At 53.1% G+C, this 18,427-nt stretch carries 17 protein-coding genes and 2 pseudogenes; 14 read left to right on the top strand and 5 right to left on the bottom strand.

Going from position 1 to position 18,427, the window contains the following annotated elements; all coding sequences use genetic code 11:
- The first annotated feature begins 45 nt into the window (after window positions 1-45).
- Complete coding sequence (locus QEN31_RS07180) at window positions 46-702, top strand: CPBP family intramembrane glutamic endopeptidase (protein ID WP_001142899.1); 657 nt, start codon at window positions 46-48, stop codon at window positions 700-702.
- 66 nt (window positions 703-768) lie between these two features.
- On the opposite strand, the gene QEN31_RS07185 is transcribed toward QEN31_RS07180, so the two are convergent.
- The 3 genes and pseudogenes from QEN31_RS07185 to QEN31_RS07190 all read right to left on the bottom strand — a co-directional run.
- The gene (locus QEN31_RS07185) at window positions 769-1,287 is read right to left on the bottom strand and encodes a YbjP/YqhG family protein (protein WP_099949635.1); all 519 of its coding nucleotides are present in this window, start codon (window positions 1,285-1,287) and stop codon (window positions 769-771) included.
- Window positions 1,287-1,604, bottom strand: a pseudogene (locus QEN31_RS25350) (hypothetical protein); the annotation flags it as partial. The gene QEN31_RS07185 and the pseudogene QEN31_RS25350, both read right to left, overlap by 1 nt.
- Window positions 1,550-1,681 (bottom strand): annotated as a pseudogene (locus tag QEN31_RS07190) (helix-turn-helix domain-containing protein); the annotation flags it as partial. The pseudogenes QEN31_RS07190 and QEN31_RS25350, both read right to left, overlap by 55 nt.
- A gap of 172 nt (window positions 1,682-1,853) precedes the next feature.
- Between QEN31_RS07190 and QEN31_RS07195 the strand changes: the two are divergent.
- Complete coding sequence (locus tag QEN31_RS07195) at window positions 1,854-2,228, top strand: hypothetical protein (protein WP_001051266.1); 375 nt, start codon at window positions 1,854-1,856, stop codon at window positions 2,226-2,228.
- Window positions 2,229-2,407: 179 nt separating this feature from the next.
- Window positions 2,408-3,586 (top strand): MFS transporter, encoded by a 1,179-nt coding sequence (locus tag QEN31_RS07200; protein WP_000127734.1) that lies wholly within the window; start codon window positions 2,408-2,410, stop codon window positions 3,584-3,586.
- Here the strand turns inward: QEN31_RS07200 and flk are convergent.
- Window positions 3,583-4,584 (bottom strand): flagella biosynthesis regulator Flk, encoded by a 1,002-nt coding sequence (flk, locus tag QEN31_RS07205; RefSeq protein ID WP_000553395.1) that lies wholly within the window; start codon window positions 4,582-4,584, stop codon window positions 3,583-3,585. The two genes, QEN31_RS07200 and flk, sit on opposite strands and share 4 nt — an antisense overlap.
- A gap of 103 nt (window positions 4,585-4,687) precedes the next feature.
- Between flk and pdxB the strand changes: the two genes are divergently transcribed.
- The 9 genes from pdxB to purF all read left to right on the top strand — a co-directional run bounded on the left by pdxB (window position 4,688) and on the right by purF (window position 13,843).
- Entirely contained in the window at window positions 4,688-5,824 is a 1,137-nt protein-coding gene (pdxB, locus tag QEN31_RS07210; protein ID WP_000699178.1) for a 4-phosphoerythronate dehydrogenase PdxB, read from the top strand.
- A gap of 67 nt (window positions 5,825-5,891) precedes the next feature.
- Entirely contained in the window at window positions 5,892-6,905 is a 1,014-nt protein-coding gene (locus QEN31_RS07215) for an aspartate-semialdehyde dehydrogenase (protein WP_001289141.1), read from the top strand.
- On the top strand, window positions 6,905-7,717 hold the full coding sequence (gene truA, locus QEN31_RS07220; protein WP_000016626.1) for a tRNA pseudouridine(38-40) synthase TruA: 813 nt from the start codon (window positions 6,905-6,907) through the stop codon (window positions 7,715-7,717). The genes QEN31_RS07215 and truA overlap by 1 nt, the downstream gene beginning before the upstream one ends.
- Before the next feature lie 48 nt (window positions 7,718-7,765).
- On the top strand, window positions 7,766-8,425 hold the full coding sequence (locus QEN31_RS07225) for a DedA family protein (RefSeq protein WP_000364318.1): 660 nt from the start codon (window positions 7,766-7,768) through the stop codon (window positions 8,423-8,425).
- A 149-nt stretch (window positions 8,426-8,574) separates the two neighbouring features.
- On the top strand, window positions 8,575-9,489 hold the full coding sequence (gene accD / locus QEN31_RS07230; protein WP_000118383.1) for an acetyl-CoA carboxylase, carboxyltransferase subunit beta: 915 nt from the start codon (window positions 8,575-8,577) through the stop codon (window positions 9,487-9,489).
- A 67-nt stretch (window positions 9,490-9,556) separates the two neighbouring features.
- A complete protein-coding gene (gene folC / locus QEN31_RS07235) occupies window positions 9,557-10,825 on the top strand; it encodes a bifunctional tetrahydrofolate synthase/dihydrofolate synthase (protein ID WP_000792275.1) in 1,269 nt (422 codons plus the stop codon).
- Window positions 10,815-11,489 carry a cell division protein DedD gene (gene dedD / locus QEN31_RS07240; RefSeq protein ID WP_000157037.1) on the top strand — a complete coding sequence of 225 codons (675 nt, stop codon included), beginning with the start codon at window positions 10,815-10,817 and terminating at the stop codon, window positions 11,487-11,489. The genes folC and dedD overlap by 11 nt, the downstream gene beginning before the upstream one ends.
- A 310-nt stretch (window positions 11,490-11,799) precedes the next feature.
- Window positions 11,800-12,288, top strand: coding sequence for a colicin V production protein (gene cvpA / locus QEN31_RS07245; protein WP_000262102.1), 489 nt, complete (start codon window positions 11,800-11,802; stop codon window positions 12,286-12,288).
- A gap of 37 nt (window positions 12,289-12,325) precedes the next feature.
- Window positions 12,326-13,843, top strand: coding sequence for an amidophosphoribosyltransferase (gene purF, locus QEN31_RS07250; RefSeq protein ID WP_000334204.1), 1,518 nt, complete (start codon window positions 12,326-12,328; stop codon window positions 13,841-13,843).
- A 35-nt stretch (window positions 13,844-13,878) separates the two neighbouring features.
- Here purF and QEN31_RS07255 read toward each other — a convergent pair whose 3' ends face one another.
- Window positions 13,879-15,306, bottom strand: coding sequence for a sigma-54 interaction domain-containing protein (locus QEN31_RS07255; protein ID WP_000168925.1), 1,428 nt, complete (start codon window positions 15,304-15,306; stop codon window positions 13,879-13,881).
- Between the two features lie 210 nt (window positions 15,307-15,516).
- Between QEN31_RS07255 and QEN31_RS07260 the strand changes: the two genes are divergently transcribed.
- Entirely contained in the window at window positions 15,517-16,914 is a 1,398-nt protein-coding gene (locus QEN31_RS07260; RefSeq protein ID WP_000132305.1) for a diaminopimelate decarboxylase family protein, read from the top strand.
- A gap of 90 nt (window positions 16,915-17,004) precedes the next feature.
- A complete protein-coding gene (locus tag QEN31_RS07265; RefSeq protein WP_000072512.1) occupies window positions 17,005-18,426 on the top strand; it encodes an APC family permease in 1,422 nt (473 codons plus the stop codon).
- Window position 18,427: the final 1 nt, after the last annotated feature.

Genomic DNA, 18,427 nt, shown 5'->3' on the forward strand with positions numbered 1-18,427 from the left:
TATTTATTCATTCAGGGAACAACAAATTATATGGATATTATATAAATGCCAACTAATACATTAGATAAAATTAGGCATAGTTTGAGTTGTGTGGCTGTTTTATTTGGTTTGTTCGGCATTTTTGTTTTTGCCTCATTTTCGCCTTCCTATGCCTGGCTTTATTTGGGAGGTCTGGCTGCGCCTTTTATATATAGTATTGTTTTTGTCTATGCGATTGCCGCCTGGAGTATTTATTCAAAGTATTACCCGTTTTTATCATTGGGTCGCTTATCATTCGTGGAGTGTTTTGTTCCGGCGCTGGCCCTGGTGTGCCTTACCGTTCTCTACAATGCTTTTAGTGGCCCGGAACCCTGGATGGCCGAGTTATCAAGGCAATTTTTTCTTCATAAATTTCTTAACACGCTGGCGATGTGCTTTCTGGCTCCTGTGGCGGAGGAAATTATATTCAGAGGGTTTTTATTAAACAGCAGTATCGGTTGGGGTCGGTACTCAAGAGCTTCCGGTATTATTATTACTTCACTCGCTTTTGCATTTATGCATACACAATATCTCTTTGCGGTGACTTTTGTTTATCTGTTTGTTTTTTCATCGATATTATGCGTTGTTCGAATGAGAAGCCGTGGGCTAATGATACCGATAATACTTCATATTTTAAATAATGCCTGGGTTGTTTTCGGCTTACTGTTTTCAGCGACGGAATAAGAGCCTGATGCAAGAGGCGCTTTAACCTCTCCGGTACGAACAAGAGACCGATGGCGGTTCCCTTTTTTAATGCTTCTTATATTCCGGCGCGACTTTCGCTGACCAGGCCTCAGCCTGGGTGATGGCGCCTGCGTCATAAATCGGCTGTTCATAACCCCTGTCAGCATCCCGAACGCGGTAAATTTTCCAGCGTCCCTCTTCCCAACGGGTATAAACTTCCAGGTGGATGGGCGTTGACTCTGTAGCCAACAGAACATCCACTATTTCTCCGCCGAGGAAAGGGTGTGCCTTCCCAACCCGTAACTGTGGAATCCACTCTGGCGCATAGTCCTGCGCATACATAAAATAATCTGCCCCCACAATCTCCTGTTCATAAAGGGACTGTATTAGCGCCAGGCGATGAATAACCTCTTTAGCAACGTAACGTTGCATTAAGGCGGTGGTGTCGTCAGGGGTATTCACATCGTTCGTGAACGTCGTCATCCATGAGGTATAGAACTGCTTCACGGCCTGCGTACTGTCGTGATGAGGCGCAGAGCAACTACAAAGCAACAGGATAAGCGCGACAAGGGAGAACGTTTTCATTAATTCTTCCTGTAGATGGTATATGAGGGCCTGGCTGCCCGGTAGCCCGGGCCGGCCCACATATCGCGTTGTTTAAAATCTGAATACCACTCTGTGCCATCGTATATCGCCATGTGACCGCTCGGGTTTCCGCCAGCGTAAGGTTGAATAATGATGACGTCACCCTCGCGCGGCATTTCATAGGTACCAATAGCGGTGAATCCGGCGCTTCTTAACATTGGGCCATAATCTTTCGCATGATATGTATGCCCCAGCGTGATACCGCCCGCCTGAATTGCCTTTCGGGTAAATTCCGCACACCGGCCTGACGAGAAAGATCTCTGAGCGTAATACCTCTTTTTTCAAGTGCACTTTTAATATCTGCACGATGCCAGTCCTGGCTTTTTGGTTCCATTCTGTAATCCTAAGAAGATGTGTTATCGGCACCGATATTTTTAAGGTAAAAATTAGCGCGAGAAAAAGAAAGTTACTTTCTTTTTCACTCTGAGAATAGTGCCAGAAAGAAAGCAAAATTTCGCGAAAAAGAAGAAATATTTTTATTTCATCAGGAGAAAGGAAAGAAACCGATGGCAAAGGAATGGTTCACGGTTAAGGAATGTCTTGGCTTACCGGGGTTTCCGGGAAGCGAGCCTGCGGTTCGCGAACGTTTGTATAAGTACAGCGAAGGGAAAGAGGGTGTCAGGCGTAAGCGTGTTAAATCAAAGGCCGAGGAGTTTCATATATCTGTTTTCCCTCTTTATGTTCATCGTTATCTGGACGACAGCGGAGAGGAACCGACGCCGGAACCCATTTCCTTACAGGAAGCGGAGCCTGAAGATATCTGGGAGATGATGTTCAGGTTACTGACGCCAGAACAGCGCAAGCAGGTGACCGGACGGTTTAAGGTGAGAGGGATGAAAGCGGTCTTTCCCTTTCTGTTTGATGACACGCCGCCACGTTGATACCCTGGCTGCAATTTCAAGGTTGACAAGTTTCGCGTCTCACAGGCAGACTTCACTTTCTACATTATCCTTCCGATAATGCGTAAGCGTTTAACGTTATCCAACGCACCTTAATCCTGACGTTCAGGTAGAGGGGGGCGTGGCCTTTCCCCGCCTTACTCTGCATTCTGGAGTAATGCATGACAGCAGTTAGCCAAAAAACAACGACCCCGTCTGCGAATTTTTCGCTGTTCCGCATCGCCTTTGCGGTTTTCCTGACCTATATGACGGTCGGCCTGCCGTTACCCGTCATCCCGCTTTTTGTTCATCACGAACTGGGCTATAGCAATACGATGGTTGGGATCGCCGTGGGCATTCAGTTTTTTGCGACGGTACTGACGCGCGGCTATGCCGGACGGCTGGCGGATCAATATGGCGCTAAACGATCGGCGTTACAGGGGATGCTTGCCTGCGGGCTGGCGGGCGCCGCCTGGCTCCTGGCCGCGCTGTTGCCGGTTTCCGCGCCAGTAAAATTCGCGCTGCTTATTGTCGGGCGTTTGATCCTCGGATTTGGCGAAAGCCAGCTGCTGACCGGAACCCTGACCTGGGGACTGGGGCTGGTTGGCCCAACGCGTTCCGGTAAGGTGATGTCGTGGAACGGGATGGCGATTTACGGCGCGCTGGCGGCCGGTGCGCCGTTGGGCTTGCTGATCCATAGCCACTTTGGCTTCGCGGCGCTGGCGGGGACGACGATGGTTTTACCGCTGCTGGCCTGGGCATTCAACGGCACCGTGCGTAAAGTGCCTGCGTATACGGGGGAGCGACCTTCACTGTGGAGCGTGGTCGGGCTTATCTGGAAACCGGGCCTGGGCCTGGCATTGCAGGGCGTGGGCTTTGCCGTCATCGGTACGTTTATTTCACTTTATTTTGTCAGCAATGGCTGGACGATGGCGGGATTCACCCTGACCGCGTTTGGCGGTGCGTTTGTACTGATGCGCATATTGTTCGGTTGGATGCCGGACCGCTTTGGCGGCGTGAAGGTCGCCGTTGTCTCATTGCTGGTTGAGACGGCAGGGTTGCTGCTCTTGTGGCTGGCGCCGACGGCCTGGATAGCGCTGGTAGGCGCGGCGCTCACCGGGGCAGGGTGTTCACTGATTTTCCCGGCGCTGGGCGTGGAGGTTGTGAAACGCGTACCTGCACAGGTACGCGGTACGGCGCTCGGCGGCTACGCCGCGTTTCAGGATATCTCCTACGGCGTTACCGGCCCGCTGGCGGGCATGCTGGCCACGTCATACGGCTATCCTTCCGTATTCCTCGCGGGAGCGATCTCCGCGGTGGTTGGCATCCTGGTGACGATATTATCGTTCCGGCGCGGTTAAGAAACCAGCCAGAAAAGCGCCAGTACAATTATTAGCGCGATAAACAACAGGCCTGGTCGCGCAGACAGATTTTTCACGGTTTCAATCATCGGCGCAAACGGGCGGTAGATGGGTTGAATAGAGAGCGGTTCGAGCTCATCCGCCTCCCGCTCTACGCGACGCAGGAAAATATGGTTAAGTAAATCCTGCACCTGGGCGGTGGTCAGCACCGTTTGCGGCTGAATTTGATAAGTGTGTTGGGCATACTCTTTGATCGCTGTGAGTTCGTCCGGTTCCAGCGGTTGTTTTAACGCAGCCTGCAGCGTATGTAGCGTAGGCGCGTGTTGTAGTGACAGCGTCTGCCGCGCCTGTAGCCATGTCGCCAGATGGGTAAACTGTTTTGCCGGAATGAGCTCGCCGCTTTTCACGCCGGAGAGTTCCAGCATTGATTGCCAGATAAGTTTGTTTGACTCGCCGGTCGCGGCCGCCAGCTTCGTCACCAACTGATTCAACGTATTATGTTCAGCAGGCAATAATGGCCGATCCGTTGCCGGACGTTGCTGCGGCTGCGGAATGGAAAGCTGCCCCTGTTGCAGGAGCGTCAGCACGTTTTTGAGTTGATCGGGCGTAAGCTGGCTAAGCGCGGTTTGACCGTATTGCTGACGGATAAAATCGCTGACGGCCTGACGATTATTTCCGACGCCAAGCAGCTCTGTTAGCTGTGAAAGCACCTGACGATTGGCGTGATTTTGCTGCGCTACGCCCAGACGCTGGGTAAGATTCTGTTCAGCGGCGGGGAAGTGGCGCGACAGTAGCGGCGCGTCATTTTTTATCCCCAGATCGTGTTTCATTCCGGCCCATACTTCCGCGCTTTGCTGCTGGGTCAGTGAAATCAGGCGCGTGATCAGCCTTTCCAGTACCGTACGCTGTTGCATGGAAAGCGGCTGCTCGCTCGCAGCGGAAAGAGGATTACGCCCTTCGCCTGGAGGCTGTGCAGGGGCGCCGGAGATGGGATGCATAATTAATTATCCTTTAACCATAAATCTGAGCAATATATGCCTGGCGGCCAGATTATGGCACACTTGTCCGGTTAACTCTCGTTCTCAAACAGGTACGACAGTCGTGAAAATTCTCGTTGATGAAAATATGCCTTACGCCCGCGAATTATTTAGCCGCCTGGGTGAGGTAAAGGCAGTGCCGGGTCGCCCGATCCCCGTTGAAGAATTGAACCATGCCGATGCGTTAATGGTGCGTTCGGTCACGAAAGTGAATGAATCGCTGCTGAGCGGCACGCCGATTAACTTCGTTGGTACTGCTACGGCAGGCACCGATCATGTGGATGAGGCATGGCTGAAGCAGGCGGGCATCGGTTTTTCAGCCGCGCCCGGCTGTAATGCTATCGCCGTGGTGGAGTATGTGTTTTCCGCGCTGTTGATGCTGGCCGAACGTGACGGCTTTTCGTTACGCGATCGCACTATAGGGATTGTCGGCGTGGGTAACGTCGGAAGCCGGCTACAGACCAGGCTTGAAGCGTTGGGTATCCGCACGTTGCTGTGCGATCCGCCACGCGCCGCACGCGGGGACGAGGGTGATTTTCGTACGCTGGATGAGCTGGTGCAGGAAGCGGATGTCCTGACTTTCCATACGCCGCTCTATAAAGACGGACCGTACAAAACGCTGCATCTGGCCGATGAGACGCTGATCCGTCGACTGAAACCCGGCGCCATTCTCATTAACGCCTGCCGCGGTCCGGTGGTGGATAACGCCGCGTTGCTGGCGCGACTTAATGCCGGGCAGCCGCTGAGCGTGGTGCTTGATGTGTGGGAGGGCGAACCGGATCTTAACGTCGCGCTACTGGAAGCCGTGGATATCGGCACGTCGCATATTGCCGGCTATACGCTGGAAGGCAAAGCGCGCGGCACCACCCAGGTCTTTGAGGCGTATAGCGCGTTTATCGGTCGCGAGCAGCGTGTCGCGCTGGAGACATTACTGCCTGCGCCTGAGTTTGGTCGTATTACGCTTCATGGCCCGCTGGATCAACCGACGCTGAAAAGACTGGCGCATTTGGTGTATGATGTGCGCCGCGACGATGCGCCACTGCGTAAAGTCGCTGGAATTCCGGGTGAATTTGATAAATTGCGTAAAAATTATCTTGAGCGCCGTGAATGGTCGTCTTTATACGTGATGTGTGACGACGAAACGGCAGCCGCCTTGCTGTGTAAGCTAGGTTTTAACGCTGTTCATCACCCGGCACATTAATGTCTTCTTAATGCTCCCTGTCGAATAATGCGACAGGGACGCTTATGTATTTCTGGAGTAAATCACCATGTCTGAAGGCTGGAACATTGCCATTCTGGGCGCAACGGGCGCCGTAGGCGAAGCCCTGCTTGAAACACTGGCTGAACGCCAGTTCCCGGTCGGTGAAATTTATGCGTTGGCGCGTCATGAAAGCGCGGGCGAGCACCTCCGTTTTGGTGGCAAGTCGGTCATTGTCCAGGATGCGGCGGACTTTGACTGGACGCAGGCGCAGTTGGCGTTTTTCGTTGCCGGCGCAGAGGCATCGGCTGCCTGGATAGACGACGCGACTAATGCAGGTTGCCTGGTGATAGATTCCAGCGGTCTGTTCGCGCTGGAGCCTGATGTGCCGCTGGTCGTGCCGGAAGTTAACCCGTATGTACTGGCGGATTACCGTAACCGTAACGTGATTGCGGTCGCCGATAGTCTGACCAGTCAACTGCTGGCGGCGCTCAAGCCGTTAATCGATCAGGGGGGACTGTCGCGCATCGCCGTCACCAGTATGTTATCAGCGTCCGCACAGGGGAAAAAAGCGGTCGATGCGCTGGCCGGACAGAGTGCGAAGTTGCTTAACGGCATACCGATTGATGAAGATGATTTCTTTGGCCGCCAGTTGGCGTTCAATATGCTGCCGCTGCTGCCGGATCGGGAAGGCAGCGTGCGCCAGGAACGTCGTATCGTCGATGAAGTGCGTAAAATTTTGCAGGACGATGGCGTGATGATCTCCGCCAGTGTCGTGCAGTCGCCGGTGTTCTATGGCCATGCGCAGATGGTGAGCTTTGAAGCGCTCCGTCCGCTGGCGGCGGAAGAGGCGCGCGAGGCATTTTCCCGCGGTGAAGATATCGTACTGTCAGAAGAGACGGATTACCCGACGCAGGTGGGCGACGCTTCCGGCAATCCACAGCTCTCTATTGGCTGTGTGCATAATGATTACGGTATGCCGGAACAAATTCAGTTCTGGTCAGTGGCGGACAACGTGCGTTTCGGCGGCGCGCTGATGGCCGTTAAAATTGCGGAGAAGCTGGTGCAGGAGTATCTGTACTGATGTCCGGACAGCAATCATCGGCGGTCTATAAAATTGCGCTGGGTATTGAGTACGACGGCAGCAAGTATTATGGCTGGCAGCGTCAGAATGAAGTGCGCAGCGTGCAGGAAAAGCTGGAAAAAGCGCTCTCGCAGGTGGCAAATGAACCTATTAACGTGTTCTGCGCCGGGCGTACCGATGCCGGCGTTCACGGCACCGGGCAGGTTGTCCATTTCGAAACGACCGCATTGCGCAAAGATGCGGCATGGACGCTGGGGGTAAATGCGAATTTGCCTGGTGACATTGCCGTGCGCTGGGTGAAAACTGTACCGGATGATTTTCACGCGCGATTTAGCGCTACGGCTCGCCGTTATCGCTATATCATCTACAATCATCGACTGCGTCCTGCGGTATTAGCAAAAGGCGTGACGCATTACTATGAGCCGCTGGATGCAGAGCGGATGCATCGCGCGGCGCAGTGTCTGCTTGGCGAAAATGATTTTACCTCGTTTCGCGCAGTGCAGTGCCAGTCGCGCACGCCGTGGCGTAATGTGATGCACATCAACGTTACCCGCCACGGCCCTTATGTGGTGGTCGATATCAAAGCGAATGCCTTTGTTCATCATATGGTCAGGAATATTGTCGGCAGCCTGCTGGAAGTAGGCGCTCACAACCAGCCGGAGAGCTGGATCGCAGAGCTGTTAGCGGCCAGGGACAGAACGCTGGCGGCGGCAACGGCGAAGGCGGAAGGGCTATATTTGGTTGCGGTGGATTACCCTGACCGGTTTGACCTTCCAAAACCGCCAATGGGCCCGCTATTTCTGGCGGACTAATCCGAATCGCACACCCGAAACGTGTCGGGTAGAAAGGCAAAGACAAATATGGACCTGATCTACTTTATTATTGATTTTATTCTGCACATCGATGTGCATCTGGCGGAGCTGGTCGCGGAGTACGGCGTCTGGGTGTACGCTATTTTGTTTTTGATTCTGTTTTGTGAAACCGGCCTGGTCGTCACGCCGTTCCTGCCGGGCGACTCGCTGCTGTTTGTCGCCGGGGCGCTGGCTTCGCTGGAAACCAACGATCTCAATGTGCATGTCATGGTGGCGTTAATGCTGATCGCCGCAATTGTCGGCGATGCGGTAAATTACACGATTGGTCGACTGTTCGGCGAAAAACTGTTCAGTAATCCGAATTCGAAAATTTTCCGCCGTAGTTATCTGGATAAAACCCACCAGTTTTATGAAAAACACGGCGGTAAAACTATCATTCTCGCTCGCTTCGTGCCGATCGTCAGAACCTTTGCGCCGTTTGTGGCAGGGATGGGGCACATGTCCTATCGGCATTTTGCCGCCTATAACGTCATCGGCGCGCTGCTGTGGGTGCTGCTCTTTACCTACGCCGGTTATTTCTTCGGTACGATACCGTTGATTCAGGATAACCTTAAGCTGCTGATTGTGGGGATTATCGTGGTTTCGATATTACCTGGCGTCATTGAGATTGTCCGGCATAAGCGCGCTGCGTCGCGTGCCGCAAAATAGAAAGTAACTCAGCGGTTCGACCACTTTTTTATCCAAAGTTTCGGGCTGTTATGTTTTAATGTGCAACATTCATGGTCTGTTGGGGGCAAAAATGGCATTATGCGCCCCTTATAATAAAGCTGACTAAGGTTCAGGCAGAAAGGTCACCAATGAGCTGGATTGAACGAATTAAAAGCAACATTACTCCCACCCGCAAGGCTAGCATTCCTGAAGGGGTGTGGACCAAGTGTGATAGCTGCGGTCAGGTTTTATACCGCGCTGAGCTGGAACGTAATCTTGAGGTCTGTCCTAAGTGTGACCATCATATGCGCATGTCGGCGCGCAATCGCCTGCATAGCCTGTTAGATGAAGGTTCCCTTGTGGAGTTGGGTAGCGAGCTGGAGCCAAAAGACGTGCTCAAGTTCCGCGACTCCAAAAAATATAAAGACAGACTGGCGTCCGCGCAGAAAGAAACCGGCGAGAAAGACGCGCTGGTGGTCATGAAAGGGACGCTTCACGGTATGCCGGTTGTCGCCGCCGCGTTTGAATTCGCGTTCATGGGCGGCTCAATGGGGTCTGTCGTTGGCGCACGCTTCGTTCGCGCCGTTGAACAGGCGCTGGAAGACAACTGTCCGTTAGTGTGTTTCTCTGCTTCCGGCGGCGCGCGTATGCAAGAAGCGCTGATGTCGCTGATGCAGATGGCGAAAACCTCGGCGGCGCTGGCTAAAATGCAGGAACGTGGTCTGCCCTACATTTCGGTATTGACCGATCCGACAATGGGCGGCGTTTCCGCCAGTTTTGCGATGCTGGGCGATCTCAACATCGCCGAGCCAAAAGCTCTGATTGGCTTCGCCGGCCCGCGCGTTATCGAACAGACCGTTCGCGAAAAACTGCCGCCAGGATTCCAGCGCAGTGAGTTCCTGATCGAAAAAGGCGCTATTGATATGATAGTCCGCCGCCCGGAAATGCGCCTGAAGCTGGCGAGCATTCTGGCGAAGCTGATGAATCTGCCCGCGCCGAACCCGGACGCCCCGCGTGAAGGCGTGGTGGTGCCTCCGGCGCCGGATCAGGAGTCTGAGGCCTGATAACTGAAAAGGGCAGGGCCGCAGGCTCTGCCCTTTTGCTTTTCACCGTAAAGAAGCAGCGGAAACAATGAAAAACAAATCTATACCTCAAGCTGCGTCGCCCCTGGCCTCGTGGCTTTCTTATCTGGAAAACCTGCACAGCAAGAGTATCGATTTAGGCCTTGAGCGCGTAAGCCAGGTGGCAGCGCGTCTGGACATCCTCAAGCCTGCGCCGTTCGTTTTTACCGTTGCGGGAACCAACGGCAAAGGTACGACCTGTCGCACGCTGGAGTCGGTGTTAATCGCGGCGGGATACCGTGTGGGCGTCTATAGTTCGCCTCATCTGGTACGTTACACCGAGCGCGTGCGCGTGCAGGGGAAAGAATTAGCGGAATCCGCGCATACCGCGTCCTTTGCGGAAATAGAAGCGGCGCGCGGCGATATTTCATTGACCTATTTTGAATATGGCACGTTGTCGGCATTGTGGCTGTTTAAACAGGCTAACCTTGACGTGGTGATTCTGGAGGTCGGGTTGGGCGGGCGCCTGGACGCCACGAACATTGTGGATGCCGATGTAGCGGTAATTACCAGCATCGCGCTTGACCATACTGACTGGCTGGGGCCGGATCGCGAAAGTATCGGCCGCGAGAAAGCCGGGATTTTTCGTGCGGAAAAACCCGCTATCGTCGGCGAACCGGAAATGCCGGCAACCATCGCGGATGTCGCGCAGGAGACCGGCGCGCTGTTGCGGCGTCGCGGCGTTGACTGGCGTTATGAGGTGACAGCGACCCACTGGGCGTTTACCGATGGCGACGGCACGCTTGCCGGACTGCCGTTGCCGCAGGTTCCTCAGCCGAATGCCGCCACCGCTCTGGCCGCGCTGCGCGCCAGCAGGTTGAATATTGACGAGCAGGCGATTCGCGACGGTATTGCGCAGGCTACCTTGCCGGGACGTTTTCAAATCGTGAGTGAGTCGCCGCGCGTTATCTTTGATGTCGCCCATAATCCCCACGCGGCGGAATACCTGACGGGTCGTCTGAAAATGTTGCCGAAACGCGGGCGCGTGCTTGCGGTGATTGGTATGCTGCATGATAAAGATATCGCCGGCACGTTAGCCTGGTTGAAAAGCGTGGTTGACGACTGGTATTGTGCTCCGTTAGAGGGGCCGCGCGGCGCGACGGCGGAACAACTTCTGGAACATCTGGGGAAAGGGAATGTCTATGATAGCGTCGCGCAGGCATGGCAGGCCGCTATCGACGCGGCGCAGCCAGAAGATACCGTGCTGGTGTGCGGATCGTTCCACACCGTCGCACATGTTATGGAAGTGATAGACGCGGGGAGAATCGGTGGCGAGTAAGTTTCAGAATCGTTTAGTCGGCACGATTGTGTTAGTCGCGCTGGGGGTTATTGTGCTTCCCGGTCTGCTGGACGGACAGAAAAAGCATTATCAGGATGAATTTGCTGCGATTCCACTGGTACCGAAGCCTGGCGACCGCGATGAGCCGGATATGATGCCTGCCGCAACGCAGGCGCTGCCGACACAGCCGCCGGAAGGGGCGGCTGAAGAGGTGCGGGCGGGAGATGCGGCAGCGCCGTCGCTGGACCCGTCGCGCATGGCGTCTAACAATGTCGAGCTTGATCCGATACCGGTGGAGACGCCTAAACCGAAGCCGGTTGAAAAGCCGAAGCCGCAGCCTAAACCGCAACAGCCGGTTGTCGCCGCTTCCACGCCGACGCCCGCGCCGCAACCAGTCGCCGACGATAAACCTGCGCCGACCGGCAAAGCCTATGTCGTACAGTTGGGCGCGCTGAAAAACGCGGATAAAGTCAACGAGATAGTCGGCAAGCTTCGTTCCGCCGGGTTCCGGGTTTATACTTCCCCCTCAACGCCGGTACAGGGTAAAATAACCCGTATTCTCGTCGGGCCGGATGCGTCGAAAGATAAGATGAAAGGATCGCTTGGCGAGCTCAAGCAGATTTCCGGGTTAAGCGGCGTGGTGATGGGATATAGCCCGAACTAAGGCGCGTTTTGCCTGAGCGCGCAGCGTTAAGGCCTACGGTGTTCATCTGGTAATAGCCGAAGTTCTGTAGGCTGGATAAGGCGTTTACGCCGCCATCCGGCAGAAGGAATGAACCGGGTATCCTGCGCTTATCAGGCCGATGGCAGCTCTTCTGGTCGTGCCCGAAGAGATAAAAAGTGTGATGGCGTTGAATGTTTTTTCAGCGCCATTTTTATTTACGCGTGGGAAGGAAATCCCTACGCAAACGTTTTCTTTTTCTGTTAGAATGCGCCCCGAACAGGACGACAGGGCGTAAAATCGTGGGACATCTATGGTCTGGATTGATTACGCCATTATCGCGGTGATTGCTTTTTCCTGTCTGGTTAGCCTGATCCGCGGCTTTGTTCGTGAAGCGTTATCGCTGGTGACGTGGGGTTGTGCTTTCTTTGTCGCCAGTCACTACTACACTTACCTGTCTGTCTGGTTTACGGGCTTTGAAGACGAACTGGTTCGTAATGGGATTGCTATCGCGGTACTGTTTATCGCGACGCTTATCGTCGGCGCTATCGTGAATTTTGTGATAGGTCAGCTAGTAGAAAAGACCGGCCTGTCGGGAACTGACCGGGTGTTGGGGATCTGTTTCGGCGCACTGCGAGGCGCGCTGATTGTCGCCGCCATTCTGTTCTTCCTTGATACCTTTACCGGCTTGTCGAAAAGCGAAGACTGGAGCAAATCGCAGCTCATCCCGCAGTTCAGCTTCATCATCAGATGGTTCTTTGACTATCTGCAAAGCTCGTCGAGTTTCTTGCCCAGGACGTAACAGGTTCTGAGATGTGGCTTAACGAGGAAAATGACGTATGTGCGGTATTGTCGGTATCGCCGGTGTTATGCCGGTCAACCAGTCGATTTATGACGCGTTAACAGTGCTCCAGCATCGTGGTCAGGATGCTGCCGGTATCATCACCATTGATGCGAATAACTGCTTCCGCTTGCGTAAGGCAAACGGGCTGGTGAACGATATTTTTGAAGCTCGCCACATGCAGCGTTTGCAGGGCAACATGGGGATCGGCCATGTGCGCTACCCTACCGCAGGCAGCTCCAGCGCTTCGGAAGCGCAACCTTTTTACGTTAACTCGCCGTATGGCATCACGTTGGCCCATAATGGCAACCTGACTAATGCGCACGAGCTACGTAAAAAGCTGTTTGAAGAAAAGCGCCGTCATATCAACACCACCTCCGATTCCGAAATCCTGCTCAATATTTTCGCCAGCGAGCTCGACAACTTCCGTCACTATCCGCTGGAAGCCGACAATATTTTTGCCGCGATTGCCGCGACTAACCGTCAAATCCGTGGCGCCTATGCCTGCGTGGCGATGATTATCGGCCACGGCATGGTGGCTTTTCGCGATCCGCACGGCATTCGCCCGTTAGTGCTGGGCAAGCGTGACGTTGGCGATGGTCGTACGGAGTATATGGTCGCTTCTGAAAGCGTGGCGCTGGATACGCTGGGCTTTGAGTTTCTGCGCGATGTCGCGCCGGGCGAAGCTATCTATATTACCGAAAAGGGGCAACTGTTCACGCGCCAGTGCGCGGATAACCCGGTCAGTAACCCCTGTCTGTTTGAGTACGTTTATTTTGCTCGCCCGGACTCCTTTATCGACAAGATCTCCGTCTACAGCGCTCGTGTGAATATGGGCACCAAACTTGGCGAAAAAATCGCTCGTGAATGGGAAGATCTGGACATCGACGTCGTGATCCCTATCCCGGAAACCTCCTGCGATATCGCACTGGAAATTGCCCGTATTCTCGGCAAGCCGTACCGCCAGGGATTTGTCAAAAATCGTTACGTGGGACGTACCTTTATCATGCCGGGCCAACAGCTACGCCGTAAATCCGTGCGCCGTAAGCTCAATGCTAATCGCGCGGAATTCCGCGATAAGAACGTCCTGCTGGTGGATGATTCCATCGTGCGTGGCACCACATCAGAGCAGATCATCGAGATGGCCCGGGAAGCCGGCGCGAAGAAGGTTTATCTGGCGTCCGCCGCGCCGGAAATTCGTTTCCCCAACGTCTATGGCATTGATATGCCGACCGCCAATGAGCTGATCGCGCATGGTCGCGAGGTGGATGAGATTCGTCAGATCATCGGCGCAGACGGGCTTATCTTCCAGGATCTGAACGATCTGATCGAAGCCGTACGCGCGGAAAATCCGGATATCCAGCAGTTTGAGTGTTCGGTATTTAACGGGATATATGTCACCAAAGACGTAGACCAGCAATACCTCGACTTCCTGGATTCATTACGTAATGACGACGCCAAAGCGGTGCTGTTCCAGAACGAAATGGAAAACCTGGAAATGCATAACGAAGGCTAATGGCTTTGCCAGCGGCGCAATGCCGCTGGCCGATGTCAATTACGCACCACGCCGAAGCGAATAGCGTATTTTTGTACTTTGTACTGTAACGTGGTGCGGGATACGTTAAGGCTGCGGGCCGCGGCGGCAATATTCCCCTGATGCGTATCCAGCGCGGTTTCTATTAAATGCCTTTCGTAGTTGGCAACCCGTACCTCCAGCGACCCTTCATACTGCGGATCGGGTGACGAGGGAAGGGGATTTTCCGGCGCGGTTTCCGGTACGCCTAAATTTAACTCGTCCTGTTCAAAAATGATGTGTTTGAGCAGCCCATCTTTTTCCTGCATGATCATGCTGCGTACAATCGCGTTTTCCAGCATCCTGACATTACCCGGCCAGGCGTGATTGAGCAGATCAGCACGCGCCGTCTCGCTTAATCCGTGAATGTCCTGCGGCACGTCATTACGGTATTTATCAATAAAATAATTCGCCAGTAAGGGAATATCTTCCGGGCGGGCGCGCAGCGGCGGTAACGTCAACATTCCGACGCTCAACCGATAAAAAAGATCTGCCCGCAGACGTTCTTGTTGAATTAATTTGACGGGCGCTTCGTTCATGGCGGCAACGATCCTGACATCAGAGTGGAGTTGCTGTTGTCCGCCGAGCCGCCAGAAGGTTTTATCCTGCAAGAATCGCAGCAGCTTACTTTGCATCTCTATCGGCATGGCGTTCAGCTCATCAAGAAAGAGCGTTCCCCCGTTTGCCAGTTCCAGATAGCCCTGGCTATTTTCCGCGCCGGTATAGGCGCCGCGCACGGTGCCGAAAAGCGTACTTTCGATAAGCGTAGGCGGTAGAGCGCCGCAGTTCAGGGCGATAAATGGCTTATTCGCCCGCTTGCTGCATTGATGTATCAGGCGGGAAAATAGCTCCTTACCCGTTCCCGTCTCCCCGACAATCGTCACCGGAATATTACTGGCGGCCAGCCGTTTGGCTTTGGCGATATTACTGAGCATTTCCGGATTTTCGGTAATAATGGCATGGTGCTTCTCATGGTGATCGGCATACAGCAGTTGGTTCAGTTCTACCACCTGCTCCTGGAGCCGCCTGACGCCGGACATATTCCTGCCGATTTCGATAACGCCGACCATGCCGCCATCGCTTGCATAGAGCGGCGCGGTGGTGTGCTGATAGTCAACGGCCTGGCCTCGCGCATTGTAATAAATTTGATAATGGCCAATGTATTCCACGCCTTTTTTTAACGATGAAAGCATCGTACTTTGCGTCTCTTTCATGCCCGGATAGACATCCAGCATATGTTTTCCCATTGCCCGTTCAATACTATAGCCGTCCAGATCCGCGCTTTCCTGATTGTAGTAAACGTATTCACCACGCTCATTAATGACGGCCAACGGCTGATGAATCAAATCGAAAAAGCGGGAAAACATCCTGAGCGCCGAGGCCAGCTCCTGATTGGTGGATGCCATATATGCATTCCTCATATCTATTGTTCATGTTGTCATTATAAAAGTGACGAATTTTCGTCGTTGTGATGAATAGCAAACTCAATGACGAAAATGAGAAAAAGCTTATTTTTATAACTAATTGATTATTTTGATAAAAAATAGTGGCATGCCTTTTGCTTTATCCCTGTAAAGAATGCGGATTTTTACCATAAACATTAAGCAGAGGGCGTTATGACTGACTCGATTATGCAGAATTACAACCAGCTACGTGAGCAGGTAATCAACGGCGATCGCCGTTTCCAGCACAAAGACGGTCATTTGTGTTTTGAAGGGGTCGATCTGGACGCTCTGGCGCGCCAGTACCCCACGCCGTTCTATGTGTTTTCTGAGCCGGAGATTATTCGTAACATTCATGAAATCCAGCAGGCATTTGCGGCGCATAAAAATACCAAAACCTTCTTTGCGTCAAAAACCTGCTCGGTCATGGGGGTGTTGAAAGCCATTCGTGACGCCGGAATTTGCGCGGAGGCAAACTCACAATATGAGGTTCGCAAGTGCCTGGAGATAGGCTTTCGCGGCGATCAGATCGTCTTCAACGGCGTGGTGAAAAAGCCTGCCGATCTGGAATATGCCATCGCCAACGATCTGTATCTTATTAATGTTGATAGCCTGTATGAGCTGGAACATATTGATGCCATCTCTCGCAAGCTGAAGAAAGTCGCCAATGTTTGCGTCCGCGTAGAACCGAATGTTCCCTCGGCGACGCATGCGGAACTGGTTACCGCTTTCCATGCGAAGTCGGGTCTCGACCTGGAACAGGCGGAAGAAACCTGCCGCCGCATTCTGGCGATGCCTTATGTGCATTTGCGCGGCTTGCATATGCATGTGGGCGATCAGGTGCCGGAGTCAGAGCCTTTCGCAAAAGCGACTAAAGTGCTGGTGGATGAATCCCGTCGCCTGGAAGAGGTGCTTGGTATTAAATTTGATTTGATCAACGTGGGCGGCGGAATTCCGGTTCCCTATAAATATGACGACGAGAATGGCGACCCGTTAAAAGATAATATGTATGCCGGTATTACCGCCCAGGATTTTGCCGATGCGGTCATTCGCGAAGTGCATAAATGGCGTACCGATGTGGAAATATGTATTGAACCGGGACGTAAAGTGACCGGGTCGGCGGCGGTTTTACTTACGGAAGTCTCCTGCGAAAAACGTAAAACAAATTACGATCTTAACGGCAATGTGGAATGCCACGTTGAATGGAAATTTGTCGACGCTGGTTACAGCGTACTCTCTGACAGCCAGCATTTTGACTGGTTCTTTTATGTCTATAACGCCTCTCGCATGACGGCAGCGCACGACGCCTGGATAAAATTAGCCGGGCCGCTGTGTGATGGCGGAGATTATTTCCACATGGGAGTGAAAGGCGAAGAGTTTTTACTGCCGAAGGAGACTCATGTTGGCGATATTGTCGCATTTCTTGATGCCGGGGCATACACCATTGAAAGTCAAACCGTTTATAACAACCGTCCGCGCACGGGCGTGGTGATGATCGATAAAAATGGTGACACGCGTCTGATTCGTCGGGAAGACAGTTACGAAGATATGGTCAAGTACGACATTTATTAATACTGTTTTGGGCTTCAGTTTCATGCTGAAGCCCGTCGTCAGATGATAAGAAGAGGGCAGTGATGCCTGAATGCATAACAGGAGATGGCCATGAGTAACACGAATTCTGGCTTACTTGGCATCAAAGACATTGTCTTTATGAATGTCATCGCTATTCTGAGTTTGCGGCAAATCCCTAACGTGGCGCCTTACGGGGCATCGGCCATGTTGTTATGGGTGATCGCCGCATTCTGTTTGTTTTTTCCTTTAGCGATGGTATGCGGCGAGCTGTCAACCGGCTGGCCGAAAGATGGCGGGATATTTGTCTGGATTAAAGAGGCATTTGGTAAACGTATTGCATGGATTGTTGTGGTTTGTTTTCTCTTTTCCTGCGTACTGTTTTTCCCATTAATGCTGCAATTCGGCTTTACCGCGTTGGGCTATATGATCGGCGGCGGCTTGGCGGAAAATAAAGCATTTATCGGTATTGGTTCCGCGGTAATTTTCTGGCTATTAACGCTGATGAATATCCGCGGGATGGAATGGACAAAAATTATTAATAGCATCAGCGCCTGGTGCGGCGTATTTATTCCCTCCGCCATCCTCATTTTACTGGCGGTGGTATGGCTATGTACCGGACACCAGATGCAGACGGACTACACTACAGCGAAAAACTGGATTCCGGATCTCGGACACTGGGATACGATCGTTTTCTTATCCAGCATGATGTTTGCGTTTGCCGGACTGGAGGTCGCCCCGATGATTGCCGGGCGTACCCGTAATCCACAGCGTGATTTTCCGCGAGCGATGGCCGTCTCCGCTGCCGTTATCGTTGGGATCTATATGGTCGGTACCTGGGCGCTAAACACGCTTTTACCCGCCGGGAAAACCGACATTGTGGCAGGCGTCATGCAGGCTATGCATGCTGCTGCGGACACGCTGCATATGCCGTGGTTAATTCCTGTTATGGCCATCTGTATGTTTTTTGGCGCTCTCGGGCAGATTAACTCCTGGCTGGTGGGGCCGATTTATATGCTCCAGGAAGCCTCGCGTGAAGATAATCTGCTGGGGGACCGAATCGGCAAATTACATCCGGTGTGGAAAACGCCCGCCTTTGCCTTGACTGTACAGGCGATTATTGTCACGGTCCTGTGTTTTTCGACTTTTATTTCGCCAAGCGTTGCGGCGGCTTACTGGATGTTAACGGCGCTAACGACCATCACCTATTTTATTCCTTATCTGGTGATGTTCCCGGCGTTCTGGCGTTTACGTAAGACCCAGCCGGATACGCCAAGAAGTTTTAAAATTCCGGGCAAGGTTTTACCGGCTATTTTACCCGCGCTGGGCTTTCTTTCTATCGCCTTTGCCGTTGCGCTGTTATTTATTCCGCCTTCTCAAATTGATATGGGCGGATATTTCCAGTACGCCGGGAAAATTATTGGCGGAGCCGTGCTGGCGGTTGTCGTCGCGGAGTACATTTACCATCGGGCGCAGAAACGTAATGCCCGTTTAAGCATGGCGGGAGGAAAATAAA

Origin of the sequence: Salmonella sp. SA15303 (assembly GCF_029962125.1) — a bacterium.
In the GTDB taxonomy this organism is placed as follows: domain Bacteria; phylum Pseudomonadota; class Gammaproteobacteria; order Enterobacterales; family Enterobacteriaceae; genus Salmonella; species Salmonella enterica.